The organism is Actinokineospora globicatena (assembly GCF_024171945.1).
GTDB classification, from domain to species: Bacteria; Actinomycetota; Actinomycetes; order Mycobacteriales; family Pseudonocardiaceae; genus Actinokineospora; species Actinokineospora globicatena.
Map to the genome: position 1 here is coordinate 637451 of NZ_JAMTCR010000003.1, position 24858 is coordinate 662308.

The 24858-nt window shown below is 70.5% G+C and carries 24 protein-coding genes and 1 pseudogene; 19 read left to right on the forward strand and 6 right to left on the reverse strand.

Going from position 1 to position 24858, the window contains the following annotated elements; translation table 11 throughout:
• Nucleotides 1–62: 62 nt before the first annotated feature.
• The 13 genes from LV79_RS16255 to LV79_RS16310 all read left to right on the forward strand — a co-directional run bounded on the left by LV79_RS16255 (nucleotide 63) and on the right by LV79_RS16310 (nucleotide 12772).
• The gene (locus LV79_RS16255; protein WP_253837468.1) at nucleotides 63–1580 is read left to right on the forward strand and encodes a phage tail sheath family protein; all 1518 of its coding nucleotides are present in this window, start codon (nucleotides 63–65) and stop codon (nucleotides 1578–1580) included.
• A gap of 29 nt (nucleotides 1581–1609) precedes the next feature.
• Nucleotides 1610–2050, forward strand: coding sequence for a phage tail protein (locus LV79_RS16260; protein ID WP_253837470.1), 441 nt, complete (start codon nucleotides 1610–1612; stop codon nucleotides 2048–2050).
• Entirely contained in the window at nucleotides 2047–2520 is a 474-nt protein-coding gene (locus LV79_RS16265; protein WP_253837472.1) for a hypothetical protein, read from the forward strand. The genes LV79_RS16260 and LV79_RS16265 overlap by 4 nt, the downstream gene beginning before the upstream one ends.
• Nucleotides 2517–2678 (forward strand): DUF6760 family protein, encoded by a 162-nt coding sequence (locus LV79_RS34505; protein ID WP_308208948.1) that lies wholly within the window; start codon nucleotides 2517–2519, stop codon nucleotides 2676–2678. The genes LV79_RS16265 and LV79_RS34505 overlap by 4 nt, the downstream gene beginning before the upstream one ends.
• Before the next feature lie 2201 nt (nucleotides 2679–4879).
• Nucleotides 4880–5518: a hypothetical protein gene (locus LV79_RS16270; RefSeq protein WP_253837474.1), complete on the forward strand. Its 639-nt coding sequence runs from the start codon at nucleotides 4880–4882 to the stop codon at nucleotides 5516–5518.
• Nucleotides 5519–5527: 9 nt separating this feature from the next.
• Entirely contained in the window at nucleotides 5528–5953 is a 426-nt protein-coding gene (locus LV79_RS16275; RefSeq protein ID WP_253837476.1) for a phage tail protein, read from the forward strand.
• Between the two features lie 27 nt (nucleotides 5954–5980).
• Nucleotides 5981–6700 (forward strand): CIS tube protein, encoded by a 720-nt coding sequence (locus LV79_RS16280; protein WP_253837485.1) that lies wholly within the window; start codon nucleotides 5981–5983, stop codon nucleotides 6698–6700.
• A complete protein-coding gene (locus LV79_RS16285) occupies nucleotides 6697–8466 on the forward strand; it encodes a VgrG-related protein (RefSeq protein WP_253837486.1) in 1770 nt (589 codons plus the stop codon). The genes LV79_RS16280 and LV79_RS16285 overlap by 4 nt, the downstream gene beginning before the upstream one ends.
• Before the next feature lie 14 nt (nucleotides 8467–8480).
• Nucleotides 8481–8780 (forward strand): PAAR domain-containing protein, encoded by a 300-nt coding sequence (locus LV79_RS16290; protein WP_253837488.1) that lies wholly within the window; start codon nucleotides 8481–8483, stop codon nucleotides 8778–8780.
• Between the two features lie 2 nt (nucleotides 8781–8782).
• Nucleotides 8783–9190, forward strand: a complete 408-nt coding sequence (locus LV79_RS16295) for a GPW/gp25 family protein (protein ID WP_253837490.1) — start codon at nucleotides 8783–8785, stop codon at nucleotides 9188–9190.
• The gene (locus LV79_RS16300) at nucleotides 9190–11133 is read left to right on the forward strand and encodes a putative baseplate assembly protein (protein WP_253837491.1); all 1944 of its coding nucleotides are present in this window, start codon (nucleotides 9190–9192) and stop codon (nucleotides 11131–11133) included. Before LV79_RS16295 ends, LV79_RS16300 begins: the two co-directional genes overlap by 1 nt.
• A complete protein-coding gene (locus LV79_RS16305; protein WP_253837492.1) occupies nucleotides 11130–11681 on the forward strand; it encodes a phage tail protein in 552 nt (183 codons plus the stop codon). The genes LV79_RS16300 and LV79_RS16305 overlap by 4 nt, the downstream gene beginning before the upstream one ends.
• 569 nt (nucleotides 11682–12250) lie before the next feature.
• Nucleotides 12251–12772, forward strand: a complete 522-nt coding sequence (locus LV79_RS16310; protein ID WP_425547599.1) for an NADase-type glycan-binding domain-containing protein — start codon at nucleotides 12251–12253, stop codon at nucleotides 12770–12772.
• Here the strand turns inward: LV79_RS16310 and LV79_RS16315 are convergent.
• The gene (locus LV79_RS16315) at nucleotides 12692–14608 is read right to left on the reverse strand and encodes an AfsR/SARP family transcriptional regulator (protein WP_253837495.1); all 1917 of its coding nucleotides are present in this window, start codon (nucleotides 14606–14608) and stop codon (nucleotides 12692–12694) included. The genes LV79_RS16310 and LV79_RS16315 overlap by 81 nt on opposite strands.
• 188 nt (nucleotides 14609–14796) lie before the next feature.
• On the opposite strand from LV79_RS16315, the gene LV79_RS16320 reads away from it, so the two are divergent.
• The 5 genes and pseudogenes from LV79_RS16320 to LV79_RS33950 all read left to right on the forward strand — a co-directional run.
• On the forward strand, nucleotides 14797–15114 hold the full coding sequence (locus tag LV79_RS16320; RefSeq protein WP_253837497.1) for a hypothetical protein: 318 nt from the start codon (nucleotides 14797–14799) through the stop codon (nucleotides 15112–15114).
• A gap of 428 nt (nucleotides 15115–15542) precedes the next feature.
• Nucleotides 15543–17765 carry an FG-GAP-like repeat-containing protein gene (locus LV79_RS16325; RefSeq protein WP_253837499.1) on the forward strand — a complete coding sequence of 741 codons (2223 nt, stop codon included), beginning with the start codon at nucleotides 15543–15545 and terminating at the stop codon, nucleotides 17763–17765.
• A 91-nt stretch (nucleotides 17766–17856) separates the two neighbouring features.
• A complete protein-coding gene (locus LV79_RS16330; RefSeq protein WP_253837501.1) occupies nucleotides 17857–18579 on the forward strand; it encodes an SDR family NAD(P)-dependent oxidoreductase in 723 nt (240 codons plus the stop codon).
• A gap of 7 nt (nucleotides 18580–18586) precedes the next feature.
• Nucleotides 18587–18745, forward strand: a complete 159-nt coding sequence (locus tag LV79_RS33945; protein WP_372495346.1) for a MerR family DNA-binding transcriptional regulator — start codon at nucleotides 18587–18589, stop codon at nucleotides 18743–18745.
• Nucleotides 18724–18942, forward strand: a pseudogene (locus LV79_RS33950) (MerR family DNA-binding protein); the annotation flags it as partial. The gene LV79_RS33945 and the pseudogene LV79_RS33950, both read left to right, overlap by 22 nt.
• 46 nt (nucleotides 18943–18988) lie before the next feature.
• Here LV79_RS33950 and LV79_RS16340 read toward each other — a convergent pair.
• Nucleotides 18989–19303: a hypothetical protein gene (locus LV79_RS16340; RefSeq protein WP_253837503.1), complete on the reverse strand. Its 315-nt coding sequence runs from the start codon at nucleotides 19301–19303 to the stop codon at nucleotides 18989–18991.
• Nucleotides 19304–19439: 136 nt separating this feature from the next.
• Nucleotides 19440–20282 (reverse strand): SDR family oxidoreductase, encoded by an 843-nt coding sequence (locus tag LV79_RS16345; RefSeq protein ID WP_253837505.1) that lies wholly within the window; start codon nucleotides 20280–20282, stop codon nucleotides 19440–19442.
• A 34-nt stretch (nucleotides 20283–20316) separates the two neighbouring features.
• Between LV79_RS16345 and LV79_RS16350 the strand changes: the two genes are divergently transcribed.
• Nucleotides 20317–20733 (forward strand): CoA-binding protein, encoded by a 417-nt coding sequence (locus LV79_RS16350; RefSeq protein WP_253837507.1) that lies wholly within the window; start codon nucleotides 20317–20319, stop codon nucleotides 20731–20733.
• A 623-nt stretch (nucleotides 20734–21356) separates the two neighbouring features.
• Here LV79_RS16350 and LV79_RS16355 read toward each other — a convergent pair.
• The 3 genes from LV79_RS16355 to LV79_RS16365 all read right to left on the reverse strand — a co-directional run bounded on the left by LV79_RS16355 (nucleotide 21357) and on the right by LV79_RS16365 (nucleotide 24855).
• Nucleotides 21357–21629, reverse strand: coding sequence for a hypothetical protein (locus LV79_RS16355; RefSeq protein ID WP_253837515.1), 273 nt, complete (start codon nucleotides 21627–21629; stop codon nucleotides 21357–21359).
• A gap of 116 nt (nucleotides 21630–21745) precedes the next feature.
• Nucleotides 21746–23836: a hypothetical protein gene (locus tag LV79_RS16360; RefSeq protein ID WP_253837517.1), complete on the reverse strand. Its 2091-nt coding sequence runs from the start codon at nucleotides 23834–23836 to the stop codon at nucleotides 21746–21748.
• A gap of 161 nt (nucleotides 23837–23997) precedes the next feature.
• Nucleotides 23998–24855: a hypothetical protein gene (locus LV79_RS16365; protein WP_253837520.1), complete on the reverse strand. Its 858-nt coding sequence runs from the start codon at nucleotides 24853–24855 to the stop codon at nucleotides 23998–24000.
• Nucleotides 24856–24858 lie beyond the last annotated feature (3 nt).

Here is a 24858-nt window from a genome sequence, read left to right on the forward strand (position 1 = left end):
CACCGCACCGCCCACCCGCGACACCCTGTTACCAGGCACCGGATTCGAGACGAGGAGCGACCATGCCGCAGTACCTCTCCCCAGGTGTGTACGTGGAGGAGGTCCAGACCGGGGCGCGACCGATCGAGGGGGTCGGCACGGCGGTCGCCGCCTTCGTCGGGTTCGCCGAGCGCGGCCCGTTCCACCGACCCACCCTGGTGACCAGCTGGAACCAGTACGCGCAGCTGTTCGGCGGGTTCGTCGACGGCACCTACCTGCCGCACGCGGTGTACGGCTACTTCACCAACGGCGGCGGCTCGGCCTACGTGGTCCGCGTCGGCGGCGACGCACCCGACGCCGAACCGCCCGCGCCGGTGCCGGTGACCCTCGGCGGGCTGCTCGTCGCGCCCCGCCCCGAGGCCGGACCGGACATCTCGGTCGAGATCGCCGACGCCGACGGGGAGACCCCGCCGGAGGACCGGTTCAAGCTGCTGGTGCGGCAGGGCACCAAGGTCGTGGAGACCTTCGACGTCTCGACCCGCAAGAACGTCAAGAACTACGTGGTGACCCAGGTCGGCGAGCGGTCCAAGCTGATCACCGTCACCGAGCGGCCCGGCACCTCGCTGTCGCGACCGGACCGGCAGTCGATCACCCTCGCCGCGCCGGACAAGCCCGCGGAGTCGACCGGGACCGCCGACGCCTCCGAGTACATCGGCGACGCCGAGGCGCGCACCGGGTTCGGCGGCCTGGAGTCGATCGACGAGGTGACCATGGTCGCCGTGCCCGATCTGATGGGTGCGTACCAGCGCGGCAGCATCGACCTCGAGGGCGTCAAGACGGTCCAGTTGGCGGTGATCTCGCATTGCGAGCAGATGGGCGACCGGGTCGCCGTGCTCGACACCCCGCCCGGGCTCTCCGCGCAGCAGGTCCGCACTTGGCGGCAGGACACGGCGGGTTACGACTCCAAGCACGCGTCGCTGTACTACCCGTGGATCAAGGTGTTCGACCCGGCCGCCGGGCGCAACGTCATCGTCCCGCCGTCCGGCCACGTCTCGGGTGTGTGGGCGCGCAACGACGTCGAGCGCGGTGTCCACAAAGCACCGGCCAACGAGGTCATCCGCGGCGCGGTCGACCTGGAGCTGACGCTGAGCAAGGGCGAGCAGGACCTGCTCAACCCCATCGGCGTCAACTGCGTGCGCGCCTTCCCCGGCCGGGGCATCCGGATCTGGGGCGCCCGCACGCTCTCGTCGGACCCGGCGTGGCGCTACCTCAACGTGCGCAGGCTGTTCAACTACCTGGAGGAGTCGATCCTGCTCGGCACCCAGTGGGTGGTGTTCGAGCCCAACGACGACCGGCTCTGGTCGAGCATCCGGCGCAACATCACCGCGTTCCTCACCGAGCAGTGGCGCCGGGGCGCGCTGTTCGGGCGCAACGCGGAAGAGGCGTTCTACGTCAAGTGCGACCGGGACAACAACCCGCGCGAGTCGATCGACCTCGGGCAGGTCGTGTGCGAGATCGGTGTCGCGCCGGTGAAGCCCGCGGAGTTCGTGGTGTTCCGGCTGGCGCAGTTCTCGGACAGCACCAGCCTCGTCAGCGAGTAAGAGCCGCTAGGGATCAACGGAGGTAGACCATGGCAGAGGGCGACGCGCTGTCCACCCACGTCTTCGGGGTGCAGCTCGGCGGGTACGAGGTCGAGTCGCTGCAGGAGGTGAGCGGCCTGGTCGTGGAGGAGGACGTCGTCGAGGTGTCCCAGGTGACCCCGCAGGGCAAGCCGCTGCTGCGCAAGCAGCCCGGTGCGCGCAAGGGCGGGGAGATCACCCTGACCCGCGGGCTCGACCAGAGCAGCGAGTTCACCAAGTGGCTCAAGGAGACCCTGAACAAGGGCGCGGTGGCCTCGGCGCGGCAGAACATCACCATCGAGATCAAGGACAGCGAGGGCACCACCGTGCGCCGGATGCAGCTGATGAACGGGTGGGCCAGCAAGTGGGAGGGCCCCTCGCTCAAGGCGGGCGAGTCCACCGCGGCGGTGGAGAAGGTCACCATCACCTTCGAGGACATCGAGGTCGAATGAGGCGCCGGACGGTCAGCATCGGCGATCTCGACGAGCTGGTCGAGGTCGGCCGCAAGAGCACGGGTCGGGGCACGGAGTCCTCGGCGTCATCGAACTCGTCGGACTCGCACACGGAGTTCGCCTTCGAACTGCCGCGCGGCTACGTCGACCAGAACGGCGCCAGGCACCGCGCGGGCCGGATGCGGCTGGCCACCGCGCGCGACGAGCTGCGGCCGCTGATCGACCTGCGGGTCAAGGAGAACCCGGCGTACCTCAGCGTCGTGCTGCTCAGCCAGGTGATCACCGAGCTCGGCGGCATCTCCGACGTGCACGCGGGTGTGGTGGAGCAGATGTACGCCACCGACATCGCGTTCCTGCAGGACTTCTACCGGCGGATCAACAGTGAGGGCCACACCCGCGCCGGGGTCGCCTGCCCGTCCTGCGGCAGCACGTTCGACGTCGACCTCGCGGGTGGGCGCCTGGGGGAATAGCGACGTACGCGCCTGACCGACTGCTCGAAGAGGTCGCGTACGTGGCCTACCACTTCCACTGGCCGCGCGAGGAGGTCCTCGGCCTCACCCACGACGAACGGGGCCGGTGGGTCCGCGAGATCAGCCGCATCAACACGAGGATCAACGAAGGGGGGTGAGCGCGGTGTCCATCTGGGACCGCTTCCGCACACCGAAGCGCACCACCACCCAGCCGCCCTGGGACGGCGGCTGGCGGTCCGTGCCGCCCCTCACCCCCGTCTCGGTGCGCGACGGAGTGTCCGTTTCGGACGGACTCGCGTTCCGCTCGACCTTGTCATCGTGGGGCGATCCGTCTGTGGTTGGCGAGATGGCGCACTCGGTGTCCCACTCGGCACCGTCGGGGGTGGCACACGGGGTCGTGCGGGCGCCGGGAACGGAGTCGGCGCCGCGCGGTCCGCTGCTGGTGGCGACTGGAGGGGCCGCACCGGAGGCGATTGTTTCACCGGCCACCCGCAGCAGCCCGGTCGAGATACCTGGTCCGGCGGTGCAGCGGGCACTGGCTCCGTCACCCAGGAAGACACCGGCGGCAGGAACGGACCCCCACTCCCCACCCCAAGCGGCTCCCGCCCGCCACACGCTTGCCCATTCCCCAGCACAAGCTCCAGCGAGCGGCCACAACACACCCCGGACTCACCGTGCGCTAACCCAGCCTGCCCCACTCGCTGACGCGGCAACCTCCTCTCCGGTTGCTCCCGCCATCAAGGCCAGCGCAGTGATCCAACGCCCCTCCGCCAACCCAGCGCAGGACAACAGCGACTCGCCCGCGCCGCCCAACGCGGCAACCCAGCGGCACACTCCCGCTCTGCACACTCCGCCCAGTACCCACGGCACGCAGGCACCCACGCTCGCCACCACGGGCATCCAACGCGTGCGCAAAGGCCCAGCACCTCAGACATCCCGCAGCACCGCACCCGCCATCCCTAGCGCAACACCCCCGCAAGCCCAGACAGTCGCGCACGCCGGTCCCAGCGCTAACCAGTCATCTGCGCTCCCCGGACCCATAATCCAGCGCACACCCCAAGGCCAGGCACCAACAGCCCGCAGCAGCTCACCCAGCGCCGCGTCCCCTCGGACACCAGTGCTTCCTGCGGCCACAATCCAGCGCAAGCCCGGCGGCCCAGCACCGACAGTCCACGGTGGCTCACCCGCCCCCAGCGCCGCGACCCCGCAAGCTGTCGCGCACGCCGCCCTCCGCACACCCCGGACACCGGTGCTTCCTGCGGCCGCTATCCAGCGCACGCCAAGCGACCCGACACCGACAGTCCACGATGACTCACCCACCACCGCGAACTCGCGGCCCCAAGCCGTCGCCGAATCCAGCAGGCCGGTGCTTCCGGGGGCCACGGTCCAACGGACGACTAAAGAACCGGTCCGCGACACCCCGCTCACCGCCTCCAGCCCAGCGACCCCGCAGGCCCACGTAGTCGCGCACGCATCCCCCAGCGCGCCGCAGGAGCCCACGACACAGCGCACGCCCAGCACCCCGACATCGACGGTCCACGGCGGCTCACCCACCGTCGCCCCGCAGGCCTCCCCCAGCACGAACCAGACATCCGTGCTGCCCGGAGCCGCGATCCAGCGCACGTCCAACGCCCCGGCACCACAGTCGGTCCACGATGGCTCATCCGCCGCAGCGATCCCGCAGGCACCAGCAATCGCGCCTCGCGCGACACCGGTTCTTCCCGGCGCCACGATCCACAGCGGCTCCACCTTCCCCGGCACCGCGCCGCCTCAGACCAGAGCCGTCGCGCACGTCTCCCCCGTCGAGCCCCGTACACCGGTGGTGCCCCACACCACGGTCCAGCGCACGCCCAACGGCCCAACACCGCAGTCGGTCCACGGAGGCTCGTCCGCCCCCAGCGCAGCGATCCGGCGGCCCCAGGCAGGCGCGCCCCGCACGAACGAGGCACCGGTTCTTCCCGGGGCCACGATCCAGCGCAACCCCAACGGCCCGACACCACAGACAGCCCACGGCGGCTCCACCACCGTGACCCCGCAGGCACAGGCCGTCGCACACGTCACCCCCCGCGCCAACGAGGCACCAGGCCTCCCCGGAGCCGCGATCCAACGCAGCCCCACCGGCCCGACACCACAGCCAGTCCGCAGCGCTCCCAGCGCCGTGCCCCCTCCGCACTCCTCCCCGAGCGCGCGCCAGACACCGGTCCTTCCCGGAGCCGCGCTGCCTCACGCCACAACCGTCGCGCGCCCGTCCCGTACACCGGTGCTTCCCGGGCCCACGATCCAGCGCACTCCCAACGGCCCGGCGCCACAGGCAGTCCGCGGAGGCTCCACCGTCTCCCCGCAAGCCGAAGTCGCGCCGGTGCTCCCCCACGCCACGATCCAGCGCGCGGCCGAGCCAGCAACTGCCCATGCGCCCACCACCCCGCACACCTCAGCGCCCCCCGGCACCACGGCCCGCCGCACGCTGCTCGCCAGGCCATCCCCAGCACGGGTCACCCCCACGGCCCACCACAGCCCCACGCTCACCAGCGCGGCAGTCCCCCTGATCCGGGTACAACCCCCCGTCCAACGGGCAGGCAAACCCACCCTGGGCCGCGACACCGCCGTTGTCCGACCAGTCATCTCCACGCCGCAGGCCACCGAGGGGCCTGTTGACCGCCCTGTTGTCCGGCCGACCCAGGTACCGGCCCCCGGCGCCCAGCCGTCCGCGATCCAGCAGGCCAGGTCCCAGCCGACCAAGGCCGGGCCGCCCGCCGTGCGGCGCAATCCGGTCGCCCCGGCGAAACCACCACCGCCCCCACCCGCGAGGAACCCGCCACGCGCCAAGGCCACACCGGTCCAGCGCCGCGCGACCCAGGCCAAACCACCGGAGAAGCCTCCGGGCAACGACCTGGAGGAGCTGGCCCGCGGGCTCCTCGACCCCCTCCTGCGCCTGCTGCGCGCCGAGTTGCGCCACGGCAGGGAGCGGGCCGGGCACCGCAACGACCACCGCCGCTGAGAGGACCCCATGACCAGCACCGTCTTCGCCACCACCGTGTTCTTCCAGTTGACCATCGGCGGCAACGACCTCGGCGCGTTCCACACCTGCCAGGGCCTCGGCGCGCAGATGGAGGTCGAGCAGTTCACCGAGGGCGGCAACAACGGGTTCACCTGGCAGCTGCCGTCGCGGATCACCTGGTCGAACATCACCATGACCCGCCCGGTCACCGCGGACTCGGCGAAGGTCGTGCGGTGGCTCAACGAGGTGGTGCGCCGGGTGGAGCGCAAGAGCGGCGAGATCGTGGCGCTGGCGCCGGACCTGACGCCGATCACCCGGTGGCAGGTGCAGGGCATCGTGCCGGTGCGCTGGGAGGGGCCGTCGTTCGACCCGGCCGACTCGCGGGCCGCGGTGGAGACGTTGGAGTTCGCGCACGAGGGGCTGCTCGCCTCCTGAGGCGGGCCGGGACGAGGAGGGGTCGAGATGGCGGCACAGGGTCTGGCCCGCGCGCGGCTGGTGATCATGGAACCGCCCGCCAAGGTCGGCGCGAAGCCGGGGGCGCGGCTGGCGACCGTGCCGTTCCAGTTCAACCCGAACACCTTGGCGCTGGCCAAGAGCATCGAGTGGCGGCGCAAGCCGTCGCGGATGGCGGGTCAGTCGGCGCTGCCGGAGTTCGTGGGCAGCGGGCCAAGGACGTTGTCGGTGGAGATCTTCCTCGACGCCACCGCCACCCACGACAACTCCGTGGAGGACCGGGTCGAGAAGCTGATGGTGGCCTGCGTGCCGACCCGGCAGAGCCTGGCGCGCAAGAAGCCCGCCAGCCCGTGGGTGCGGTTCGAGTGGGGCACGGCGAAGACCACGTCGTTCGACGGGGTGCTGGTGAACCTGTCGGTCGACTACGCCCTGTTCGACGTCGACGGCAAGCCGCTTCGGGCGACGTGCGCGCTCTCGATCGAGGAGGCCGGGGTCGACACGCCCGGCCAGAACCCGACCTCGGGGTCGCCGGGCGCGCGCCGCACGCACCGGGTGGTCGCCGGGGACAGCCTGCCGCAGTTGGCGTGGCAGGAGTACGGGAACGCGACGCTGTGGCGGCCGATCGCCGAGGCCAACGACATCGATGACCCGATGGTGCTGCCGGCCGGCCGGGAGCTGCTGCTGCCCGGCGCGGCCGAGGTGACCGGGACCTTGGAGGGAGCAGCGTGAGCAGTCGATCCTTCGCCGCCGACCCGATCGTGGCCGCGCCGGGGCCGTTGCCGCCGGTGTGGGACCGGCAGCTGGTGAGCTGCGTGGTCGACGAGAGCGTCGGCCTGCCCGACGCGGCGGTCCTGACCTACCGCGACGGCGACCACGAGTTCCTCGCTGCGACCGGCATCACCATCGGCACGCCGCTGCGCGTGTCGGTGTCCACCGCGCGCGGGACGGCGCAGGAGTTGCTGTTCATCGGCGAGGTGACGGCGCTGGAGCTGGACGCGGACTCGACCGGCTCGTTCACCGTGGTGCACGCGATGAGCAAGGCGCACCGGCTGTTCCGGGGCCGCAAGGTCGAGGCGTTCCGCAACATGACCGCCGCCGACATCGTGCGCAAGGTGGCCAAGGGCGCGGGGCTGACCGTCGGCAAGGTCGAGCTGTCCCCGGTGACCTACACGCAACTGAGCCAGGCGGGGGTGTCCGATTGGGACTTCCTGTCGCAGCTGGCCTACGACCACGGCGTGGTGCTGCAGGTCGACGACAAGGGTGTGCTGCAGCTGACGAAGCCGGAGCCCGCGAGCAAGGCCCCGTCACCGAGCACGTCCGCGTCGCGCGATCCGCTGGTGTTGGAGCACGGCGAGAACGTGATGGCGCTGCACGCGACGTTGACCAGTGCGCAGCAGGTGAGCGCTGTGGAGGTCCGCGCGTGGGACGTGAAGACGAAGAAGGCTTTGGTGGCAATCGAACCCGCGCTGAAGAGCCGGACTGTGACCCCCGGGCTGACGCCGTCACCGACCTTTGGACCCAGGGCTCGCCTGTTGGTCACCGACACCCCGTACGGCACGCAAGCGGAGGCAGCGGCGGTGGCGCGTGGTGTAGCCGCTTCGGCGGCAGCAGGGTTCGGCGAGATCGAGGCGGTTGCCGAGGGCAACCCCAAGCTGCGAGCTGGGGTGCCAGTGGCGTTGGCTCGCGTGGGTGCCGCGTTCACCGGCCGCTACACGGCGACTGCGGTGCGCCACGTGCTCGAACCGGGCTCGGGCTACCGCACCACGGTCACCGTCAGCTCCTCCGCTGACCGGTCTCTGTCGGGTCTGGTGGCCGGGGCCAACGCACCCGCGCGCTCACCGCGGCTGCCGGGGCTGGCGATCGGCGTGGTCACCGACATCAAGGACCCGACCGAACGTGGTGGTGTGCGGCTGCGGTTCCCTTGGCTGGACGACAACTACGTCACCGACTGGGTGCGCACCGTGCAATGGGGCGGCGTGCGGGGCGGCGGGGTGTTCAGCCCGGAGGTCAACGACGAGGTGCTCGTCGGGTTCGAGCAGGGCAGCCTTGACCGGCCGTACGTGTTGGGCGGGCTCTACAACGGCGTGGACAAGCCGTCCCCGCACGACGTGCCGCTCGTCGACCGCAAGACCGGCAAGCTGAACCGGCGCTCGTTGGTCTCGCGCACCGGGAACCGGCTGGAACTGCTCGACGGCACCGCCAAGTCCGGGGTGCGCGTGCTCAGCGGGGACAAGCGCCTGGAGGTCGTGCTCGACGAGAAGAACGGCCGGATCGACGTGCGGGTGCGCGGCCGGGGCGGCGGCCGGATCCTGAGCTCGCTGCGCCTGGACGACCGCGGCATCACCGTCGACGCCAAGCGCGGCGCGCTGGTCCTCAAAGGACAGACAGTCTCGGTAGAGGCCGCCACCACCGCCTCGGTCAAGGGCGGCACCTCGGCATCGGTCACCGGCGGCACTGAGGCCGTGCTCAAGGGCCTCACGGTCCGGATCAACTGAAAGGAGCGCGCGGGATGCTGTTCGCCGCACGTCTCGGGGACAAGACCAGCCACGGAGGCACGATCGGTCCCCCGCCGCCGATGGCGGCGGCCAGGATCGCCACCGTGCTCATCGAGGGCAAGCCAGCCGCGGTCATCGGCAGCACACACGTGTGCGTCATCCCACCGCACATCGCGCTCGGCCCGGCGAACGTGATCCAGCCGCGCATCGGCCGCGTGCTGATCGGCGGCTTGGTCGCGGCCAGGGTCGGCGACAAGACCGGGTGCGGGGCCAACGTCGTGACCGGCGCGCTGACCGTCCGAATCGGAGGATGAGGGTGCGCGCGGACTTCATCGGCAGGGGTTGGGGTTTCCCGATGCGGGTCGGCCCGACCGGCGGCATCGGCATGGTCGAGCGGGACCAGGAGATCGAGGAGGCCATCTGGCTGATCCTGGGCACCGCGCCGGGGGAACGGCCGATGCGGCCGGAGTTCGGCTGCGGCATCCACGACCACGTGTTCGCCTCGACCGACGGGGCGACGGCGGGCCACATCGCGCGCGAGGTGCGGGTGGCGCTCGACCGGTGGGAACCCAGGGTGGACGTCGTCGCGGTGGGGGTGGACTTCGACCCGATCGAGGCGGGCACCCTGCACATCTCCATCGAGTACACCATCCGCGCGACCAACGACCAGCGCAACCTGGTGTTCCCCTTCTACACCATCCCGTCCGAAGGCGGGGCGGACTGATGGCCCTGCCAGCGCCCAACCTCGACGACCGCCGGTTCCAGCAGCTGGTCGACGAGGCCAAGCGGTACGTGCGCAACAGGTGTCCGGAGTGGACCGACCACAACGTCTCCGACCCCGGGGTCACGTTGATCGAAACCTTCGCGCAGATGGTCGACCAGCTCGTCTACCGGCTCAACCGGGTTCCCGAGCGCAACTATTTGGCGTTCCTGGACCTGCTCGGCGTCCGGCTGTTCCCACCGACGGCGGCCAGGGCGGACGTGACCTTCTGGCTGTCGGCACCGCAAGCTGAAGTGGTGTTGCTGCCCGCGGGGACCGAGGTGGCGACGGCACGTGCGGAGACCGCGGAGGCCGTGGTGTTCGCGACGATCGAACCACTGCCGATCGTGCCGACCGAACTCACCGCGCTGGTGACGAAGTCGGCGGCGGGCGAGCACACCGACCGCACCAAGGATCTCGTCGCGGGTCAGGACGTCCGATGCTTCCAGACCACCCCGGCGCCGGGTGACGCGACGCTTTTCGGCCTCTCGGTAGCGGCGCCGCGGTGCGTCGTGGTGCTGCGGCTGGACAGCCAGGTGGAGGGCATCGGCGTCGACCCGCGCCAACCGCCGCTGGTGTGGGAGGCGTGGGACGGTCATGGATGGACCGACTGTGAGACCGATGAGGACAGTACCGGCGGGCTCAACCGACCTGGCGAGGTCGTGGTACACCTGCCTGCGTCGCACACGGAGTCGGCGATCTCCGGTACGCGGGCCGGGTGGGTGCGCTGCCGGGTCACCGAACCTGAGGCAGGCCAACCGTTCTACGCCGAGTCTCCGACAATCCGCGTCGCGGAGGCGTTCACCCTGGGTGGTACCACGACCGTCGAGCATGCCGAGACGGTGCCGGACGTGCCGCTCGGGCAGTCGCAGGGTGTGCCAGGCCAGAAGTTCACGTTGCCCAGGACGCCTGTGCTGACCGATGGCGAGCCCGTCACCGTGCTGGTCTCCGATGGCGAGGGCTGGCAGCAGTGGATCGCCGTGGAGCACTTCGGCGAGTCGGGCCCGCACGACCGGCACATCGTCTTGGACGCCACGCTCGGTGAGGTGCGTTTCCCGCCCGCAGTGCGCGAGCCGAACGGGGAACCACGCCACTACGGCGCTGTTCCGCCTAAGGGGGCCACGATCCTGGTGGAGCGCTACCGCACCGGCGGGGGGCGCGTGGGGAATGTGGCCCGCGGCTCGATCTCGGTGCTGCGGAGTTCCGTGCCTTACGTCTCGGCGGTGGTCAACCGGGAGGCGGCTCGGGGTGGGGTCGACGGCGAGACCGTTGCCGAGGCCAGGGAACGTGCGCCACAGCAACTGCGTGTCCAGGACCGGGCGGTGACGGCGTCGGACCACGAGCGGATCGCGCACGAGGCCGCGCCTTCCCTGGCCCGGGTGCGGTGCCTGCCGTCGTCCGATGAGCCTGGCGCGGCCCGGATCTTGGTCGTCCCGTCGGCCACCACCGGGGTTGGCGAGTACCTGCGGATCGAGCAGCTCATCCCGTCGGACGAGGTGCTGGCGGCGGTGGCGGAGCGGCTGGACGCTCGGCGGCTGCTGGGCACCCGTGCGATCGTCACTCCGCCGCGGTACCAGGGGATCACCGTCGTCGCCCGGCTGCGTGCCGCCGATGCCGATGTTGATCACGTGCGGACCTCGGCGCAGGACGCGCTGCACGGCTACCTCAACCCGCTGACAGGCGGTGCGGGCGGCACAGGGTGGGAGTTCGGCCGCGCGGTGCAGTACGGCGAGATTTTCGCGGTGCTCCAACAGGTCGCGGGCGTCGGTGTGGTGGAGGAGATCCTGTTGTTCCCGGCCAACCCGTTGACCGGCGTGCGCGGCGGGCGGGTGGACCGGGTCGACCTCACCCCGGACGCGCTGGTGTTCTCCCATCAGCACCAGGTGACTGTGGTGGGTGCGTCGTGAGCCGGGCTGCGCTCCCGGGGTTGCCGAGTACCCATCCCATCGGCGCACTACTGCCCGCGCTTTACGCCACGGATGACTTCGCGCTCCGGTTCACCTCGGGCCTTGACGACGTGCTGTCGGTGGTCCTGTCCACACTGGACAACCTGACGGCGTACTTCGACCCGGCGCTGACCCCGGAGGACTTCCTGGTGTGGCTGTCGTCCTGGGTCGCGGAACGGACCGACCCCCGCTGGCCGGAACCAGTCCGCCGAGAACTCGTCCGCCGCGCCGTCGACCTCCACCGCGACCGTGGCACCGCCGCAGGCCTCGCCGCACGCCTGCGCCTAGCGCTGGGGGTCGGGGTACGGATCACGGACGGCCCCGGTGTGGCGTGGTCCGACTCTGCGGACGCAGATCTGCCAGGGTCGGTGCCGGACCTGGTGGTGCAGGTCTGGCCGGACCGCGCCGCCGCGGACCACGACCAGGTCATCGCCGTAGTCGCCGCCCACTGCCCCGTCCACCTGGCCCCCCAGGTCGAGATCCTCCCCACCGCCCCGGACACCCCATGACCATCCACACCTGCCCCGTCTGCGGCAGCCCAGTCACCAACACCGACGACTTCTGCGGCACCTGCGGCACCTACCTCGGCTGGTCCACCGCACCACCCACCACAGCACCAAGCGACACCCCAGGCCCGGCACCGGTCGACCCGCCGACCGTGTCCTCGGCACCCACTGACGACGTGGCTTCCGGTGATGGGATGCCCGGCCACGCCGCACCGGTGCCCGCTGCCACCGAGCCTGCTGTCCTTGAGCCTCCCGAACCAGAGCACTCCGAATCCGCGCGCGCAGGCACCGGGCCTGTCGATTCGTCGAATGCAGGCGGTCCCGCACGGTCGACCGACACCGCACCGGTGCTACCGGCGCGGCCGGTCGCGGTCCGCCCGAAAGCGAGTGCCGTCCGGACCGACACCGTGGAGGGTCCGCCTTGCCCCGCGTGCGGGACGCCGAATCCACCGGACCGCCGCTTCTGCCGTCGTTGTGCCACCCCCCTCTCACCCGGCTCGGCGGCCCAAGCAGGCAAAACCCGGCGCCGGTGGTCCTGGCACGGGGATCGCTCCCGCTGGCTGCGCGCCTTGGTGGCCCTCCTGGTCGTCATCGCCATCGTGGTGCTCGGCGTCGTCCTGTACCCCCAGCTCGACAATGCCGTCCAGGACATCCGCGACCGCCTGGCCACCCCGGCCGCCATCGCCCCGCGAACCGTCACCGCCACCGCGGCACTCCCCGACCACCCCGCCCAAGCCGCCGCCGACGGTCTCTCCAACCGCTACTGGGGCACCCCCTCCCCCGGCGCCACCGCCACCTTCACCTTCGCCGACCCCTTCCGCCTCCTGTCGATCGTCATCCACACCGGTCCCACAGCCGAGCGCGACCACTTCACCGACCAAGCCCGCCCCACCGCCGTCGACCTCATCACCACCAGTTCCGACGGCACGACCCGCACCACCCCCATCGCCCTGTCCGACGAACCCGGCCCCCAACGCACCGACCTGGGCATCTCCGACGTGGTCGAGGTGCGCCTACACATCCGCTCCACCACCGCCCAGGCCCCCAATACCCACATAGCCCTGGGCGAGGTCGAGTTCTTCCGCAGGCCATAATTTCGTCCACTCGGGACCACGCGAACCAGGTCGTAGGGCCTCGTCGATCCGAGCACGGTTGCGGGCATACGCGCGGACCACGTGGTTGAAGTGGTAGTGCCCGGGGATGGTGTGGTGGAGCAGGTTCTCGTCGACCAAGGAATCCAACAGGGGCTCGACAGCGGCCGGGGTCAGCTCGCACAACATGGCGACGGAATCCGGTCCGAAGTCCGGGTACGGGTGTAGGCCCAGGCGGCGGAACAACTGCTGTTGGTCAGGTCGCAGGGCACGGTAAGACAGGTCGAAGAGCGCGTGCAGGTCACGGGTGCCGGTCGATAGCCTGGCCAGCAGGCGATCGGAGTCCTCCAGGTGGTCGGCCAGGTCACGCACTGTCCACTGTGGTCGCACCAGGAGGCGGCGGGCGGCCAGCGTGAGGGCAACGGGCAGGTGACCGCACAGCTCGGCAATCCGGGCCGCGCCGCGCGGGTCAGCCATGATCCGCTCACGGCCCGCCACCGAGACCAGGAGTTCCACCGCGGCCGCCCGGGGTAAGACGTCCAGCGCCAGCACCCGCGCGCCGTCGAGCGCGGCCAAGTTGCGCCTGGTGGTAACCAGCACCAGCGACCCAGGAGTACCGGGCAACAGCGGCCGCACCTGCTCGGCGCTACCCGCGTTGTCCAGCACGATCAGCGCGCGCTCACCCACCAAGCGATGCCGGAAGAGCGCGGCGCGGGCCGGGAGATCAGGTGGGACCTGAGCGACACCCAGCCCCCGCAGCAGTGACTCCAGCGCGGCGGACGGGTCGACCGGGTCATGTTCAGGGTCGAAACCCCGGAGGTCCACCCACAACGCGACATCGGGATACACGTCGGCCAACTGGTGAGCGGCATGCAACGCGAGCCGCGTCTTGCCGATACCTGCCATACCCTCGATCGAGCAGACCACGGCGTCGGACTTCCCATCCTCCGCGATGCCGCGCAAGACACGCAGCCGATCTCTCAACCCGACTACACCGACGAGGTCTACCGGCAAGTGCCTGCGCACAGCGGGTTCCAGGTCCGGCGACTCGGTCAGCACGCGCTGGTGGGCTTGGCGCAGCAGCGGGCCGGGCTCGATGCCGAGTTCACCGGTCAGTGTCTCGCGTGCCCGTGAGAAAGCGGCCAGCGCCTCGGCCGTCCGCCCGCACTGGTGCAGCGCTTCCACAAAGCGTGCCCACAGCGATTCGCGCAGCGGGTGCTCGGCGAGCACGGGGCCGAGGCCGTCGACGACCAAGTCCGCCCGGCCGAGCCCGATCGCCGCCGCGGCGTGCTGTTCGACGACGGTGAGCCGCAGGTCGACCAACCTGGTCGCCTCAGCCACCAAGACCTCGCCCGGGCAGGCGAGTCCGTCGAGCGGTTCCCCGCGCCACAGCTCCAGCGCCCGGCCCAGATCCGTCATGGCCGCACCGAGTTCACCCGCGCGTAACGACGCGTCTCCCCTGGCGGCGAACTCGTGGAACCGCAACAGGTCCAGCTCCGAGGGCTCGACTTCCAGTCGATACGCACCCTGAGCGGTGACCAGCCGGGCGTCACCGTCACCGGACTCCCGCAGGGTGCGGCGCAAGCCCGCCACGTGGGTTCGGATGTTGGACTCCGGGGCGGCCAGTGGCCGATCCCAGGCCGCGCTGGCCAGATATCCGATACTCGCCAACGAGTTCGCCCGCAGCAGCAACGCGGCGAGCACCGCGCGCCTGCGTTGCCCGCCGAGGTCGATGCTGGTGTCCGCGTGCCGTACCTCCAGCGGACCCAAGAACAGGAACTCCACTCCAGCCCCCTGGGTGAGGATGGCGGCCCGTACCGCGTTCCCCTGGGGCCGCACGCTGTCCCACGCCTGGTGTCGGCGAACCGGGACGGCACAATCGTGGCGCATCCGGCCGCGACGGGCATATCCGCCGGACGGGTCACCGTGTGCCACGTCCGTGCGACATCTGTGCGCCGCCTGTGCGACTGGGCTGAGACCGTTGTGCCGCAGGGAGTTCCCGGCTCGACGAGGAAGGAAATGGTCACATGGGCAAAAGGTTGACAGTGATCGCCGGTGCCGCGCTGGCACTGGGCGCCCTGGCCCCGGCCACCGCGACGGCCACCCCGGCGCACGCCTACGCGTGCACGGTGGTCGCCAAGCAGACGGTGATCGTCCGCGCGTCAGCGAACACGGGCAGCACGGCCAAGGGCCAGCTCAACACCGGCGACAGCTCGTCCGCGTCCTGCTCGGCCACCAGCGGCGGCTCCTACACCGCGTGCGGCGGTTCGAGCACCTGGTGGATCCACGTCAGCGCTCGAGGTGGCGGCTACGTCGCCCAGCGCTGCGTCGACTGGTACACCTGAGCCAGACGCGTGAGGTGACTGTGGGGCGATGTCGACGACATCGCCCCACAGTCCATTATGGATGTTTGTGAGACCGGTTCGCAACGACAGTCACACGCTCTCCACGACGAATACGGTCCTCTCCAGACAGTCCAAATACGCTCGACAAGGTCGGCCAGACGATCGAACATCCCCCTTGTGCCGCGCCAATGCACGTTCGGCGGTAGCGGCTCCGGCATGTCGTCTACCACCGAACATCTACCGGTGTTCCGCGCTCGGCGGTTGGGCGCAGGCCGTTTGGGCTGGGTGGACCACCCCGGTCGTTGGCGGCTGAGTAGCGCTGTCGCCGGGAGGGCCCGGGTGTCGATACTTGGGTGGTTGTTCACCTGCGGGGCGGTGGGCGGCGATCCCTTCTTGTCGCTTGGAGAATTCTGGGAGAGGAATCCTCTGTGAGACTGCGAAGAATCATGCCGGTGCTGGTTGTCGCGATCACGGTCGGCACGGGTGCGCCCGCCGTGGCCGCCGCGCAACGGCCGGTGGTGTCCGACCCCGTGGTCGCGGCCATGGGGCGGGACCTGGGCCTCACGCCCGAACAGGTGTCGCCACGTCTGGCCAAGGAGGCCGCTGGGAGCAGGCTGGAACAGCGCGTGCGGGTGGAGACGGGCGCGGCCTTCGCCGGTGCCTGGCTCGACACCGACGCGGAGCTGGTGGTCGCCGTGACCGACGAGGCCGCCGCGAGGGCCGCGCGAGCAGCCGGAGCGAAGGCGTCGGTCGTGCGGTGGAGCGGTGAACGGCTGGCGGAGGTCAAACGCGCCCTCGACGCCAAGCGGACCGCGCCCAAGACCGTCACCGGGTGGTACGTGGACGAGCCGGGCAACAGCGTCGTCGTGACCGCGACCGAACCCGGTGCCGCCGACGTGCGGGCCTTCGCCGGGGCAGCGCCGCAGGTCCGGATCGTGCGGGCGGCGGCGGTCCCCCAGCTCCTGCACGACGTGCGCGGCGGGGACGCCTACTACTTCAACGGCGGGTCGCGCTGCTCCATCGGGTTCTCGGTGCAGGGCGGGTACGTCACGGCCGGGCACTGCGGCGTGGCCGGGACCGCGACCAACGGGTTCAACCAGGTCGCGCAGGGCACCGTGCAGCAGTCGGCGTTCCCCGGCGACGACATGGCCTGGGTGCGCACGAACGCGAACTGGACGCCCCAGCCGCTGGTGAACAACTACTCGGGCGGTTCGGTCACCGTCCGCGGGTCCGCCGAGGCCGCGATCGGCGCGTCGGTGTGCCGCTCCGGTTCCACCACCGGTTGGCGGTGCGGCACCATCCTGGCCAAGAACGAGACCGTCAACTACCCCAACGGTTCCGTCCAGGGCCTCACCAGGACCAACGCCTGCGCCGAGCCGGGTGACTCGGGCGGCTCGTGGCTGACGGGCGACCAGGCCCAGGGCGTCACCTCCGGCGGGTCGGGCAACTGCTCGTCCGGCGGGGTCACGTACTTCCAGCCGGTCAACGAGATCCTCCAGCGCTATGGCCTGACCCTCACCGTCGAGGCCCCGCCCCAGCCGCCCACCACGCCGGACAGCGGCAGCGTGACGGGCGACTTCAACGGTGACGGCAAGGCGGATGTGCTGTCCCTGTACGACTACGGCAACTCGACTGCGGGCCTGTGGGTGTTCCCCGGCACCGCGGCAGGTGGCGACTCGGCCTCGCAGCCTTACCGCGTGTGGCTCAGCGGGGCCGGCGCCTTCACGGCAGCCAACTCCAAGATCACCGCGGGTGACTTCAACGGCGACGGCAAGACCGACGTGCTCGTGCTGTACGACTACGGCAACTCGACGACGGGCCTCTGGGTCCTCCCCGGCACGACCGCACGGGGCGACTCGGCATCGGTCCCCTACCGGGCGTGGCTCAGCGGCGCGGGCGGCTTCACCTGGGCGAACAGCAAGATCTCGGCGGGCGACTTCACGGGTGACGGCAAGGCCGACGTGACGGCGTTCTACGACTACGGCGCGTCGACGACCGGCTTGTGGATCTTCCCCGGGACCAGCGCCACGGGCGACTCGGCGAGCGTGCCGCGCCGCACCTGGCTCAGCGGCGCAGGCGGCTTCACCTGGGCGAACACCAAGATCGCGACCGGCGACTTCACCGGCGACGGCAAGGCGGACGTGGCCGCGCTGTACGACTACGGTGCCTCGACGTCGGGGATCTGGATCTTCCCCGGAACGCCCGGGTCCGGCGACTCGGCGTCCGCCCCTTACCGCGTGTGGCTCAGCGGCGCGGGCGGGTTCACCTGGTCGAACACGAAGATCGCGGCCGGTGACTTCACCGGCGACGGCAGGTCGGACGTCGCGGCGTTCTACGACTACGGCGCGTCGACCTCGGGCTTGTGGATCTTCCCGGGCACAGGTGCCGCGGGTGACTCAGCGAGCGTGCCGCGCATGACCTGGCTCAGCGGCACGGGCGGCTTCACCTGGGCCAACTCCAAGATCACGGCGGGCGACTTCACCGGCGACCGGAAGGCGGACGTCCTGGCCCTGTACGACTACGGGAACGCCACGACCGGGCTCTGGACGTTCCCCGGCACGGCGGCTTCGGGCAACTCGGCCAGCGTCCCGCAACGCGTCTGGCTCAGCGGCGCAGGCGGCTGGGACTGGAAACGAGGTGCGGTGACCTAACAGGCCATCAGGTGGGGGCTGGGGACCTTTGTGGACCCCAGCCCCTCCTCGCTTGACCTTGCCACTGGCGGCAGGCTTCGACGATGGCCGCATGAGGAACAAGGTTGTCCTGATCACGGGCGCTGGCACCGGCATCGGCAAGTCCACCGCACAGATGTTCCTGGCGTTGGGTGCCCAGGTGGTGATCGTCGGCAGGCGCGCACACGTGCTCGATTCGGTGACCGGCGCGCACGCGTTGCCCGCCGACATCACCGCCGATGGTGAACCGCAACGGATCGTGGACGCCGTTGTCGAGATGCACGGACGGCTGGATGTGTTGGTCAACAACGCCGGAATCGTCCAGGGGGGCGCGCTGGGCGACATCCAGCCCGGGTCGGTTGATGCCCAGTTCGCCACCAACGTCACCGCGCCGATCTTGCTGACCCAGGCCGCCGCGCCGGTCATGGTCGACGGCGGGGTGATCGTGAACGTGAGCACTGCCATCGGTCAACGGGCGTGGCCGAACAACTCCGTCTACGCCGCAACCAAAGCCGCGTTGGACTCGTTGACCCGGAGCTGGGCGGCGGAACTAGCGCCGCGCGGCATCCGCGTGATGGCGGTCGTCCCGGGCGCAGTCGAGACTCCGATCGGGGAACACCAGGGACTTTCGCCCACCCAGTTGCGTGAGGTGCGCGCGTGGCAGATCGCCCACACGCCACTGGGAAGGATCGCCACCCCAGACGAGGTCGCCTGGGTCATCGTCCAACTCTCCAGCGCTACCGCCTCCTTCATCACCGGCGTCATCCTCCCGGTGGACGGCGGCGCTGTGATATGACTGGCCAATGCGCATCGGGGACCTTGCCGAGGCAACGGGCGCGACCCCACGCGCCCTACGCCACTACGAAGCCGCCGGCCTGTCACCTCAACCCGAAAACCCAACGGCTACCGCGACTACACCACCGCGACCGTCACCCGGGTCCACAACATCCGCCACCTCCTAGCAGCAGGCCTAACCCTGGACGACATCCAAGCCTTCACCCCCTGCCTAGACGGCGACGTAACCGCCCACCCCTCACCCGCCGGAATCCAAATAGCCCAAGACAGACTCGCCATCCTCAACCACCGCATCGCCACCCAGACCGCTGCCCGCGACCGACTGGCCGCGGCCCTGGAAAGCCTCGGGGCGAACTCCCGATAGCGCCCGACTCTCGGCTCCGCACACGGCGACTCGCAAGCGCGAGATTTCACTGAGACTTCGGCGCGAAGAAGGCTCGCAGCGTGGCGTTGGCATGACGGCCAGCGGGGGTGGTTGAGCCGAAGTACCGGTGGCGAAGAGAGAGCGTGCGGCCATTGGTGAGGGTGAGGGTCACGTAGCGACGGGGGTTGCAGCGGACTTGCTGATAGCGGGTCCACTTCCAGGACTCGATGTCGTCGCGGTGCAGGGAGCGGCGCCGAAGCTTCTCACGGAACTCGAGTTTGCCGCCGCGGATGTACACCGGTCCGACGTCGACGATCAGGATGGCGGTCCAGATGGCGAAGACCAGGAAGATGACGGCCATGGCGGCAGCCCAAACGCTTGCCCCGTCAGACCGGTATCCCCACCCGTAGTAATAGTACATCGCGGCCAAGAGCAGCCACATGACGGTGATCCCGCTCCAGTACGCCGTGGCGAACCGGAGCCTGGGAATCACCTTGTCAGGACTGGGTTTCGGCATGGTGTTGGGCGAACTCGGCCGGGGTGTACGCGCGGCGTCCACAGTGGACCTCGACGGTGTCGGCCACGGGGATGACGAAGCTGCCGTCAGCGACCTTGCCGAGGGCGTCGGCCAGGAAGTCGCCGTAGGAGTAGGTGAAGCCGCGCGATTCGAGGAGGGCGATGAACTCGGCCGGTTCGACTGGGATGTAACGGAACGGGCGTCCCAGGGCGGCTTCGAAGGCCTCGGCGACAGCGTGGTGGGTGACGGATTCAGGACCAGTGACCGGAAGTGGGCCAGTGGGACCGTTCGGGGCGAGCGCGGCCACGGCCACGGCGGCGATGTCACGGGTGTCGACGAACGGGAACGGCGCCTCGCCCGCGGGGAGCCGGAGTTCGCCGGTCTCAAGCATGCCGCGGAAGGAGCCGACGGTGAAGTTGTCCAGGAACCAGGTCGGGCGGATGAGCGCGGCCTCGACCGGCAGCGACAGGAGGGTCTGCTCGGCGACCTTGGTGGGGTCGTCGTCGGGGGCGTGGTCGACGTCGATCGTGGACAGCAACGCGATCCGGGGGACCCCTGCGGCGACGGCGGCGCGGATGACGTCCGGCGCCTTCTCGGGGGCACCGGCGTGGTTGAACGGGATCACGACGTACGCGGCGTCGGCACCGGCGAACGCGGGGTGCCAGGTGGACTCGTCATCCCAATCGAACGGGACGAACTCCCCCGCGACGGCCGGTCGCCTGCCCGCGGCCCGGACCGCCCAACCCTGGTCAACGGCCTGCGCCACCACGTGTCGGCCGGTCTTGCCGGTCGCCCCCAGCACGGTCACCACATGATCACTCACGGGGCGAAGCTATCAGCATGAGAGGCTGGTGCGCATGACCGCCGCCGAACCCGACGACATCCGCTGGATCCTCGCCCACTGCCACACCTGGGCGATCATCGGCCTCGCCGACAACCCGGCCCGCCCGGCCCACGGCGTCGCCCGCTTCCTCCAGCGCCACGGCAAGCGCATCGTGCCCGTCCACCCCAACGCCGAGACCGTCTGGGGCGAACCCGGATACGCCTCCCTCGCCGACATCCCCTTCCCCGTCGACTGCGTCGACGTCTTCCGCCGCTCCGCCGACGCGGGCCCCTTCGCCGACCAGGCCATCACCATCGGCGCCCGCGCGGTCTGGTTCCAATTGGACGTCCTCGACCCAGCCGCAGGCCAACGCGCAACCTCCGCAGGCCTCCGCTTCGTCCAGGACCGCTGCCCCGCCATCGAGTGGCCCCAGTTCGGCCCCGCCGCCTAATTTCCCTCTTCTGGGTGACAGAAGTTATCCACATGTGGATCTTCGCGGGGGTCGATTCAAGATCGACTGTCGGGGGGTCCTTGTAGACTGGACCAGGGCCGCCCCCCGGAGAGGGTGGGGGCTGGGCGGGGGAGGACCGCGCGCGGGCGCGATCCGCAGGGGGTAGGGCTGAGGGGGTTCGGCGGGGTCGCACGAGGGGCGGCGGGGTGCCGTTCATGGCGATCTTGTGCTGGCCAAGGGGCAGTGCGCCACGCACTGGCGGGACCCTTGCGCAACCGGGTCCGGTATGGCGCATGACGCGGAGTGCGGGGTGGCCGGAGGCGCTGAGTAAGTCATGTCTGCGCGGGATGGAACCCGGGCGGGAGTCGACGACTCGAGTTCGGGCGGTGGCGCGGCGGCGGGTGTGGCTCGCTGCGCGATCGGGCCGAGACTTAGCGCGGAGTGGTGCCTAGAGCGGCGGTGCGAGGTCTGTGCGCGACCTACGGGGCTGTGGAGCGGTAGCGCCGCGAGCCCCGGGTCCGGTCTAGGCGGCTACGGCGAGGGCCAGGACCGGGAAGCGGCACAGTCCGGGAGCAACGGGAAGGGATCCAGGACTGGCGTATGCGGAGAGGGCCAGGCGCGGGTCAGGCGGCCATGGGGAGGTCGATGTGGTTGGCGCCGGTCGGGGTGAGGATGACCTTGGCGAGGCGGCCGCCGCCGGGGGCGGGGTCGATCTGGGCGAAGCCGCGGCGGATGAGGATGTCGAGGGACTCGGACTGCCACTGGGGGACGGTGCCCGCGGCGCCGCCGTCGGTGTCGGACCAGCGGAAGCCCATCGGGCCGCCCCACAGGCCGTTGTGGAAGAGGATGGACTGGTCGGCCACGTCGCGGAGGGTCGACATCTCGTTCTCGGTCATCGGGGGCTCCTTCGGGTCGGTGCTGCCGGTCACAGCAATCGTCGACCCCGGAACCCCCGCTTGTCCCCGCCCGCACCGACCTCGCCCTTGATCCGCACCCGTCCCGCAACCGCCGCCTAGAGGGCCGCACGCACGGCGTTGACGATCTCCACGTCGTCGGCGATGGTGCCGCCCGCGGTGGGGATCCGCTGGTCACCGGCCACGATCGGCGCCAACTCCGCCCGGAGGTGTTCCCGGAGCTCCGGCTGGTCGGCGGTGAGCTTGACGAGAGCACGGCCCACGACGGGAGCGACCCGGCCCGCGCTGTAGTCGGCGATCGCGTCCATGAGGGCGCTGACCAGGTGGTTCCCGGCGTCAGCCGCATCGATCTCGCCCAGGTCGATCAGGGCGTCGACGGCTGCCGCGGTGGAGAAGTGGTCGGTCCCGGACCAGGTCTGACGGCCGTTGGCGACGATGTCCCGGAGCACCGCGACCACCTCCGCGCGCCGCCCGGGCACGGTCAGAGCGAGCTCGACGGCCTGCGGGAGCGGATTCTCCCCCTCGTTGAGGACCGCCAGCACGGTCGGCCAGGTGATCTCGGGGTCCCCGACCACCCTCGCCGCCGCGAGCTGGGCGAAGCGTCCCGGGAACGACGTATCAGCGGTGCCGGTGAGCTGTCCGAGACAAGCCTCGCGCAGGGCGGGCGTCGGGCGGGTGGCCCACGCCTCGATCAGGTCCTCGTCGGCGCCGACGGCCTCCCAAGCCTCGCGGAACGCCGCGTCCAGGTCGGCGTCCGGATCGGACAGCGCGTCGACCGTGACGACCCAGGCGTTGCGCTCGGCGACGGCCCGCAGCGGCGGGATGTCCAACGCCGGGTTGCTCGCCTTGGCCAGAGCCAACAATTTACCCACTTGGTGCGGCAACTCCGGTGCGAGCGGCACTACCGCGCGCACCATGTCCTGGGTGGCGGGCAGCGCGGACAGGACCTCGATCCACGCCGCCGACCGCCACGTGTTCAACGCCGCGACGACCACCTCGAACACGTCATCCGCTGCCCAGTTCACGTCGTCTGGAGCTGCCCGGAAGCCCACCAATGCATAGGCGAAGGCGGTCCGGTTGGACCGGCGGTTCACGGTCGGTTCGATCGGGCTCAGGGTCGCGGCCCTCGCAGGTGCGGCCCAGCGCGGGTCACGGCACCCGAAGAGCGTGGTGGCGACGGACGCCAGCACCACCGGGTCGCCACTATCAGCCAACTCGGCGACCACATCGCAGATCTCCGCTGCCCGGTGCGGCACGGCGGGCAACACCTGGTCCAGCGCAGACACCACACTGGCGTCCCGGGGCGTGAGCTGGAGCAGCCCGTCGACGACCTCGTCCCCCGCCCCCCGGGACCTCAACGCGACCTCCACCCACGCTTCGGCGAGGGCTTCGACGTCCACCGACCCCACCAACCCGTGCAGCACCGGGATCGCCCCCGCACCGGCGTGACTGGCGAGGATGACGAGCGACTCCTCCGGCCCGCTCCCCGCGTACTTGCCCGCCTGCGTCAACCACAGCCGCACCACGTGATCAAGCGCCCCGGGCAGTTCCAGGCCCTCCGCGATCGAACTCCACGCCGCCACGAAGACGACGGCCTCATCCCCACGGGCGATCACGGCCTTGAAGTCCGCCCGCCTGAACTTGCCATGCCTGATGAGCGACGCCACCAACGCGGCCGAGCCCGCGGTCGTGTCCTCCACGCCGAACCGCGCGCGCAACACCGGCACCACCTCCGCGGCGACCGGCTCCCCCGCCAGGAACATGGTGAACCGGTAAGTCGCCGCGCGCACATCACCGTCCTCGTCGGCAAGCAGCGGTACCAGTCGCCGCGCGGCATCCGCCAACGCCGCCCTGGCGCTCTCGTCGAAGTCATCCATGTCAGTGTCATCAGGCAGGTAGTGCGACGACTCGCTGGCCCCCTCCCAGATGGATTCGCCATAGGACTCCAGGAACCCGATCGCCCCCAGCCGACCGGGAGCCGAGGCATCCAACGCGACATCAACCAACAACGGAACCGCAGGCACCGTCGCGTTGTAGACAGTCCCCTGATGCAAGATCGACGCATAGAGGTTGTCCAGCGCCGCCTGCCACCCCTCACCCCGCAACGCCCCGATCAACCCCGGCGTGTCCTCAGCAGCGCCATAGGCATGCTCCAACACGGACCAGTCAACTTCGGGGTGCACAGTCACGCACAGAGACTAGCCAGTCGCCCATTCAGGTGACGACCGGGCAATCTAAGCCAACGCAGGACTACGGCGAGTGGTCAAGGAAAGCCTCGACGCAACGTCCAAGACCAGCGGCGTCGGCACGTCTCCGGCGATCAACCCGCGCTCGAGGAGGCCGAGGTCCCTCAGCCTCTGGGTCTGTCGATCGGCCATGTGATGGTGGCCGACGCCCAGCCGGCAGGTGAGTCGAACCCTCTCAAGCGGGGGACCAGCGGTATGTCGTCCGCGAGGCTCTCGATCATGGCGGCCGCGTCTGCCGTGCCTTCCCTCGACACGGCGACCACCGAACTCCGGGTGTCGGCGGCGAGTTCGGACAAGGTCACCGGGAGGGACACCGGGCTGAAGTCGTCCACCCGGGGCCAGAACCCCGCGCCCACGCACTGGGTTACCCCGTCCCGCGAACCGTACTGGTTCCACCCGGCAATGATCCCGTGGAACGCGAACCCGTCGAAGTGCCGCGTCGCATAGGGACGGTGCCTGAGGCTTGGGTGCAGGAAGAGTCCTCGTTCGGGCGCGACCACAGCCAACCGGTCCGCGGACGGCTCCGGCTCAGCCACCACCGCACGACGGAACTCAGGCGCGAACGGACTCCCGGCGCCGGTGCGCTCCCCCATCAACTCGAGGCAGGAACCCACCAGGCGACGAAGCTCCGCGACAACGACCGCTAGGTCCGTCTCCGCGCGCAGTTCCTCGGGCACCACGAGCACCTGGTGCACGACACGATCATCGATCCCGGCACGGCGCCGCAGACCCGGCCGATCGGGGAAGAACGCGACGATCGCGTCGTCGACGTCCTCCCCCGCCGCCAGCCAGCGGACCACATCGAACCGCGCCGCGAACTCACGCTCCAACAGCCGCCCCACCGGCGCCCACACCAACGTCACCGGCCTGCGCTTATGCCGAACCTGCGCCCCTACCCACCAGGGGATCTCCGCAGGATCGGTCAGGTCAGCCCACTGGATCAACAGCGTGTTGTCGCGCACCAC